The following is an 8,211-nucleotide window of genomic DNA, read 5'->3' on the forward strand; positions in this document are numbered from 1 at the left end:
CGTTTGTGAAAATTAGTCTTGAAACTACGCCCGTTTACCAGTTAATGATTGCAGGTTCAGGTGCTTGGTCTCGTAATAGTTTTGTCGAGTCAAATAATTGGAGTTACTGCCTAAATCCTGTAATTTTGAATGAAATTGATAATGCAGTGCAAGAAGTTCGTCGAAATGCTAAAACGCTCCATAACGTCATGGAAAAATCTTTTTTTATTTCATCCTTTAAGGAGGCAGCTATCAAAGTGCTGCAAGAACTCAAAACTGGTTGCGGTTTTGTGGTTTTGCAGGGATTACCTGCCGAAAAATATACCGATGATGAAATATGTATGGTGTATTGGAGTCTCAGCCATCTTCTGGGCATAAGGTTGGTGCAAAACCTTCAAGAAGATCGGCTGTACTCAGTATTTGACAAGGGCTATAGCCAAGATGACTTGGCATTTAAATCTGGTGTACGCGGTACTCAAACCAGAGCACCTCTTGACCTTCACACTGATTCAGCACCTCTATTCCGAAACCAATCTGTTGATGTAGTTGCCATGTTTGTTCTTAGACCCGCAAAGAGTGGTGGAGACTCTTTACTGATTAGTGCTCAAGCTTTGCATAACATTATCCTAGAAAAATTTCCAAAATTACTGGAGCGTCTCTATCAACCTTACTACTTTGACCGCAGAGCTGAACTGCAACCTGGGGAAAGTCCAATAACATTGCTCGCTCCAATTTTTTCATACCAAGACTATCTAAGAATTCGATATTCCAAAATTCGTATTTTTAAGGGATATGAAGCAGAAGGTTTACCGCTCGACTCTAGTGTCACAGAGTCTCTTGAAATGCTTGAAAGTGTTATACAACAAAATCACCTTATTAGGAACATTCAACTAAACCGGGGTGAAATGTTGCTCGTTAATAATCACTTCGTTTTACATGGTAGAACAGCTTTCGAGGATGATATACATCCTGAAAAAAAACGCCACTTAATGAGAATTTGGTTGTCTTTTAACCCTTGATAAATTAATCACCGTTTCAGCAATAAATTAACATGAAATATATCTCTGAATTACCGCTCCCTTCTCAAACTTTCTCTCAAAATCCATACCGTTGCAAGCTAGATTTTGGGCAATGGGGAACGGCTCAGGCTCTGGCAAGAAAAGATATTATCGTCATTGTGGATACACTTAGTTTTTCCACGGCGGTCACAACTGCTGTGGCACATGGGGGGCTGATCTACCCCTGCTCCATAGCGGAAGATTCCGTAATTCTTGCACAACGGCTTGGAGCTGAAGTTGCAGTCAGACGTAACGAAGTTCCTCAAAAAGGGCGCTTTTCTCTATCTCCTCTAACTTATGTAGGAATGACCGCCGGCACCAGGATCGTAATTCCCTCTCCGAATGGTGGAACTTGTAGTGGCCTTGCTCAGACGGCTCCTTGCCTTTTGATTGGGTCGTTGGTAAATGCAAAAGCGATCGCCAGTGCTATTTCCCAGATGCTAAAAACAACCAATCTATGCGTGACAATTGTTTGCTGTGGAGAACGAGAATTAACTCTATCTGAGTACGGGGAAACAAGAATGGCGATTGAAGACTATTTAGGTGCAGGGGCTATTCTCTCGTATTTAGAATATGAAAAGTCTCCTGAAGCTTGTGTCTGCGAAGGTGCTTTCCTCCATACCCATAAGCAACTAGAAGCCACGTTATTAGATTGTGGTACTGGCAGAAAACTTCGCGAATTAGGCTTTGTTACTGATGTACAACATGCTTCACAACTAAACTTGTATAGCAGTGTTCCCATAATGGGAGTCGAAGGTTTTGTTTGTGACCACCTTAACCTATGTAAATCTTTCCATAGCGAGTTTGAATAAACAGAAAAGCGAAACAGGCAACAGCTTTTTTTAAGCTATTGCTGTTTCCGACTCGACTGCTCCCAAAACTTTCAGTGTCGATTTTTGAGCCTCTGTCAAACCTGTAACATCGGTAATGTTCATCTGTTCGTAGGGTCTTACAGACTTTAGAACTTTAATGCACTCACCAGTTGCTATGTTCCATATCTGCAAAGCTTCGTCTTGGCTCACGCTGGCAAGAAGTTGACCACTAGGATTGTAGGCAACTGAACGTGCTGAATCCGTAAGAATATTAAGTGTTTTATAGCAGTCTTCAGTGCTAATACTCCACGCCCTTACGCTTTGATCTCCGCTGCTGCTAATAAGTATGTCCCCATCATTACCGAAAGCAACGAAGCGAACCTGATCGGTATGCTTTGCCAATGTTTTGAAGCACCCCCCAGTGCTAGAGTTCCAGAGCTTTATGGTATGGTCGCCGCTGCCACTGGCAAGAGTTTGCCCATCAGGGCTAAAGGCGACTGACCAAACTCGATTAGTATGTTCTTGCAATATCTGTTGAACTTCGCCAGTGTGGACATCCCAGAGCCTCACTGTATGATCTTCCCCCCCACTGGCAAGGGTTTGCCCATCAGGGCTAAAGGCGACTGACCAAACTCGATTAGTATGTTCTTTCAATATTTGTTGAACTTCGCCAGTGTGGACATCCCAGAGCCTCACTGTATGATCTTCCCCCCCACTGGCAAGGGTTTGCCCATTGGGGCTAAATACAATTGAGCGTATACGGTTGGTATGCCCTACTAGGGTTTTAAGACACTCCCCAGTCTGAACATTCCAAAGCTTGATGACATGATCCCCGCTACCACTAGCAAGCATTTTTCCATCGGGGCTGAAATTTACAGACCAAACCCAATTCGCGTGACCTCGCAAGGTTTTGCAACACTCTTCAGTGTGGATATGCCACAGTTTGATCGTATATTCCTCACCCCCAGTGGCAAGAATTTGCCCATCAGGGCTGAAAGCGACAGACCGCAACCAGTTGGTATGTCCCAAAAGTGTTTTGCAACACTCTCCCGTGTTAGCATCCCAGAATTTTACGGTGTGGTCGCTACTACTAGCAAGGGTTTGCCCATCGGGACTGAAAGCGATAGACCGCAACCAGTTGGTATGTCCCAAGAGCGTTTTGTAACATTCTCCAGAGCTAACCTTCCAAAACTTCACCGTTCGATCGTCACTGCCACTGGCAAGAGTTTGTCCATCGGGGCTGAAGATGACTGACCACACTTGACTGGTATGCTCTTGCAAAGTCTGTTTGCATTCCCCAGAGTAAACATCCCAGAGTTTGATGGTTTGATCTTCGCTGCTGCTGGCAAGACTTTGCCCGTCAGGGCTAAAACTGATTGAGTGAACACGGCTAGTGTGTCCCAAGAGCGTTTTGTAACATTCTCCAGAGCTAACCTTCCAAAACTTCACCGTTCGATCGTCACTGCCACTGGCAAGAGTTTGTCCATCGGGGCTGAAGATGACTGACCGCACTTGACTGGTATGCTCTTGCAAAGTCTGTTTGCATTCCCCAGAGTAAACATCCCAGAGTTTGATGGTTTGATCTTCGCTGCCACTGGCAAGGGTTTGTCCATCTGGACTAAAACTTACTGACCATACTTGACCTGTGTGTCCTCGTAAAATTGCCCGACATTGCCCCGTCCAGAGATCCCACAACCGCACAGTTCGATCCTCGCTACCACTCGCGAGAATTTGACTATCTGGACTAAAAGTAATTGTCCAGATCCAATTTGTGTGTCCCTGACAAATCAACAGCTTCTTTCCGTCTAATGGTTGCCAAACACAAATTTTTCCATCAGTAGCTCCTGTCGCCAAACACTTCCCATCTGGACTAAAGTTAACTGACAAGACAATACTCAAAGTTTCATTAAAAACAGATTTATCAAAATTACATCCCGAAAAATTAACATTATGCAAATTAGTTCCCTGAAGATAAGTTTGCCAAATAGCTAGTCCAGAAAAATCATAGTTTTTAAAATCTATACCTAGTTGTTGAAGTAGGCTAATAATGTTACTAGCTCCATAGCTCGCTGACCCAATAATATTTTCTTTAAACGTTAAAAGGATTTTATATAGTTTGTTTTCAATACGAGATTCAGATCCCATTAAAGATTTGAGTTTCGTAATAACAGGCTTGATAACTATATACTTTTGAATCTCTCGAATGTAGTCTTTAGATTGAGCTTTAACAAGAGCATATCTTGCTATTATTAAAACTTCATCATTTTTAATTTCTTCGTAAATTTGTTCAATAAGTCTTTCGCTAACGTATTCCATAATTACAGGTTGTAGTGTATAACCGGTGGGAGTTATTTCGATTAGAGAGCGACGACTGACTGAAGACACTGCTTCCAGCAAGCTTGACTTTGAGGCAGTCAAATTAGTATCTTCTTGTAAAGTATTTAATGAGCTTACTTCGCGATTGATTGCAAGCCAAAACATAACGTCTTTTTCGATTTCTGATAATCGATAAAACTGTTGATTTAGTAAATCTCTAACGCTCTCAATAACAATTGTGTTTTGTGTTAAAAAATCCGAAAGGTTGCTATTAAAAAGTTCTTTAATAGTTGTAGAAACTATTTTTAATAAAAGTGGGTTTCCTGCATAATTATTAATAAGTAACTTCCAGTCCTCTTCCAAGCCTGTAAAAGAACCTTTTAATTTTAATATTTCATATCCTGCTTCCTCCTCAACCCCCTTTAGTTGCAATGAACGAACTGGTAGTAATTCTCCTTCAAGCACTGAAAATTCTCGTGGTTTCTCCCGACTTGTTAATATTAAACAGCTTTTGTGATCTGATTCACCCACCCTTTTTATGAATTCGCTAAAACCTTCATATCCTTCTCGATAGCAACCAACTGACTCACCGACTTGAAGAATTGTTTCAAGATTATCAAGTATTATCAAACATCGATACCTGCGTAGATAGTTAATGACTTTTGTTACTCTATCATATAAAGTTGCTGGAATATCTGCTTCTGTTTCACTTCCATTTGACAAACAGTATATCAAATTTGCCAAAATATCTTTAATGGGTGGAGCGTTGCGTAGCGATTTCCAAATGACGTATTGAAATTCATCTTTTAATTGTAATGCAAGTTTCACTGAAAGTGTTGTTTTCCCAATACCTCCCATTCCCAATATCGCTATTAGACGACACTGTTCATCTAAAATCCATTTGCGAAATGTATCCAGCTCTTCTGTCCGCCCATAAAAAATAGAAACGTCAATAGCTTCTCCCCAGTCGTAACCAGTTGGGATATCTATATTTTCGTGGTGTAAAACTTTAAATTCTTCTTGAAACAGTTCAGTTTTTAGTCTCTGATGATTGTCAAAATTGTTCTGAGACCCTACTTTTACATCAACCATAGTCTCTGCTTGCATCTGTTGTTCGTAACGACCAAGTTCCTGAGATGATTTCCTCAATACAGATTGAAAATTACTTTTAGTAACCTTTACTCCTAATGACTTTGAGAGCACTTGCCATAATTTATAGCCGACATCTCGAATATAAGCGGCATCATAACCTGTGCTTTCTGCTATCTCTTGATAGCTTTTACCTTGCCACGACTGCCGAAATACTTGTTCTTGAACATCATTAAAACATTTTTCCCTTAGAACTGTATCCAAAATTGCCAGTGGTTCTTCAATCATGCTTTTGGGCCTTATCTTTAACTTTGATAACTAAGTAACATCTAAAATGCACTAGCTTGATATTTCCGTAGGGCTAGATATCTACAGCAAAGCCAAACATAGTCTGCTACTCTATCTTAAATGTAACCATAAGTAATAGTACCTGTGTCATCTATCCATTGACGGAACATCGTTGTTTTATCAAATAGGGGTACAGCCGATAGGTAGAGTCGAGGGGAGTGTTGCTACTCCACCCCTCTAGTTGAATCGAGGGAGTGTCAAATTTCCAGCGATTTAGCGCTGAAAACCATTTGCACTATCTGGTTCCGATCGCTCGGAATCCCTACTCCTAGCCTCTATCCGATCTAGCTCATCTGCCACAACTGTCCAAAAGTCAATATCTTCAGAGGAAATGCCCTGAGCTAAAATCAAATCTTCTCCGCGAACTTTGATTAACTCCCCTCGGACAGAGGCAGTCACAGAAGACACCGAAACCCCTTCCGAATCTCCGACCATCAGATCGTACAAATCTCCTACCCGAACGCGGGTGTACTCATCAGTTTCTTCCACGCGATCGGGAGCACGATCGAGTAAATACTCAAAAGCTCTTTGAGCCGTTGGCAGGATAGACTCAGCCATTTTTACCTGCTGAATATCCATTGTGGTTGCTGGCTGTACTGAATCAGCATTCAAATCGCCCGCTGACGGATTCGGAATTATCGCCTCTAACCAATTAGAGAATATAGCCAAATCCTCTGAGTTTTCTTTAACAGTTGCACCCAAAACCTCTGCATCGGTATAAGATAAAGCGCTTTGCACTTCACCCTCTAAAGTAATCCGTAGGACGATGTGGCTGTCTCGATCTGAAATCACCCTAATTGCTTCACCCTCCTCTAAAAATGCTGTCCAATCTTCTATAACCTTGCATTTCCCCAGCTTCAACTGTTGATAGCCATCTAATAAAGTCCTAGATAGCAAATTCTCTAGCTCTAAGCGCTCTTCCTCTCCCAGCTTTACTACCTCTTCTGTAAACTGTTCTCGTACTCCCTCTTCACTTTCCTGGGATTTCAAAAGAGCCAAATTGCTTAAACCCATAGGTACAATTAGTTCGCTAGAATCAGAGCGATCGCTCTTCAACTCTTGCTCCTGTATTTCAGCTAAAGCCGCCGCTTCTATCGATCGCGAATCAGCTTCATCGCCCTCTCCTTCACTGCCCAGCGTCCCAACTTGATTGTCGCCATCAAGTTGCGACAGCCCAACCAGCAAATTTTGTTTTGGTTGCCTATCTTGCCTTTTTGAGGAGGATAAGCCTTTAAGCTCAAGAACTCGGCGCTCCCAATCTTTGTTTAATTCGATGAAATTGGCTGCGTTAGTTTTTACCAGACTGATTTGAGCATAGGCATATTTCTCACCTGCCAAGGACAGGGCAAAATCAATAGCAGCAAGGCAGCCGTGATAGAAATCTTGAGTCTCGCCGATGCAGATGCAATCTTCTATATCGGGTTCGCAATGAGTTTCTCTTCCAATCTGGGGGGTGACAGAAAGGTCTAGGAGATAGACCGGATAAGGGTTGCAGCCCGCATACCTTGTTGATAAAATCGGCGTTTATTTGGACTTAACTTCATTAACTCTTCAACTTGTTCAGCATATTGTTTTAGATAATTAACCCACTTTTATCCATCTACACCCACACCAAATGTACTCCGTCTACGATATTTTTTTTGGGGTTCTTTACGACGAGATACATATTTTTGCACCTGCTTTTCCCGGATTTCAGTTCCTTGAAATATTGCCGCAGTGTAGGCGAGAGTCATCAGCAAAATCATCTTAATCAGTCGGTCTCCTTTTAAGCTAGTTCCTTCAAGATCGTAGCCTCCTGTTTGACAATCTCGGAACATTTCTTCAATTCCCATCCGCTGCTTATAAGCATTGATTGCTGCTGGCAATGACCCTAAATCTGTGAGAATAAACCATGCTTCATCCACTGTAATTCCTCCAGAGTTTCTTTTTTATTTACAGGCTAGGTCAAATCCAGTAGCAGGACGACTTTTTCTGACTCTTTTTCCTTGAAAGTATAAAGAGGTTCCCGGCACTATTCCTAGTTGATCTAGCCGTTGCCAAACTAAATGTTCTGTTTCGATACAATGATTCTTTTTCAGCCTCAAGCAAAAAGACACACCTTTTTCCATCAGCCAGTTCCCCAAATCTACAGAGCAAAATTCACGGTCTCCCAAAACGATGACTTTATATTCTGAAAACAATGGTAAAACTTGCTCTAAATTTGTAGTTTGTTCTGCCAAATTACTATTTCCTAATTTTGGCAACAGTGACCAGTATAATGGAATTGCTCTGCGCTCCCAGATTAAGCTTACCATAAACAGATTAATATGCCCCCATTGACTGCGGTCAATTGCGATTGATACACGAGTACCAACAGGACAATACTTGGTCAACCAATAAGCAATTAATGGGAACCAAATAGCATTAATTGTTAAACTAGGCAAATCCAAAAGTCTTTGTAATTTTCCCCGACGACTTTCGGTTGAAATTGGGTACGGAAATACCCTGGTCAACCGCTCTAATCTCACTTGTTTTTCTGCTTGTATTAGACCTCTTGCAAAAATCTTTTTCATCAATTGATCGGACGGGCTCTCCGGCCCATCCCACAAGAAAAGATAACTCTTGTGGGA

Annotated in this window: 5 protein-coding genes and 1 pseudogene; 2 read left to right on the forward strand and 4 right to left on the reverse strand. The window is 41.7% G+C overall.

The window, feature by feature from the left end:
• The first annotated feature begins 5 nt into the window (after nucleotides 1-5).
• Complete coding sequence (locus IQ270_RS14825; RefSeq protein WP_193973943.1) at nucleotides 6-998, forward strand: TauD/TfdA family dioxygenase; 993 nt, start codon at nucleotides 6-8, stop codon at nucleotides 996-998.
• Nucleotides 999-1,030: 32 nt separating this feature from the next.
• Entirely contained in the window at nucleotides 1,031-1,849 is an 819-nt protein-coding gene (locus IQ270_RS14830; RefSeq protein ID WP_193973944.1) for a 2-phosphosulfolactate phosphatase, read from the forward strand.
• 30 nt (nucleotides 1,850-1,879) lie between these two features.
• Here the strand turns inward: IQ270_RS14830 and IQ270_RS14835 are convergent, their stop codons facing one another.
• The 4 genes and pseudogenes from IQ270_RS14835 to IQ270_RS31085 all read right to left on the reverse strand — a co-directional run.
• Complete coding sequence (locus IQ270_RS14835; protein WP_193973945.1) at nucleotides 1,880-5,542, reverse strand: NB-ARC domain-containing protein; 3,663 nt, start codon at nucleotides 5,540-5,542, stop codon at nucleotides 1,880-1,882.
• 273 nt (nucleotides 5,543-5,815) lie between these two features.
• Nucleotides 5,816-6,940, reverse strand: coding sequence for a hypothetical protein (locus tag IQ270_RS14840; RefSeq protein WP_228056377.1), 1,125 nt, complete (start codon nucleotides 6,938-6,940; stop codon nucleotides 5,816-5,818).
• A gap of 254 nt (nucleotides 6,941-7,194) precedes the next feature.
• Nucleotides 7,195-7,506 carry a hypothetical protein gene (locus IQ270_RS31080; protein WP_228056378.1) on the reverse strand — a complete coding sequence of 104 codons (312 nt, stop codon included), beginning with the start codon at nucleotides 7,504-7,506 and terminating at the stop codon, nucleotides 7,195-7,197.
• Between the two features lie 24 nt (nucleotides 7,507-7,530).
• Nucleotides 7,531-8,211, reverse strand: a pseudogene (locus IQ270_RS31085) (IS4 family transposase); the annotation flags it as partial.

The sequence above is a fragment of the Microcoleus sp. LEGE 07076 genome, from assembly GCF_015207455.1.
Classification (GTDB): Bacteria; Cyanobacteriota; Cyanobacteriia; order Cyanobacteriales; family Microcoleaceae; genus Microcoleus.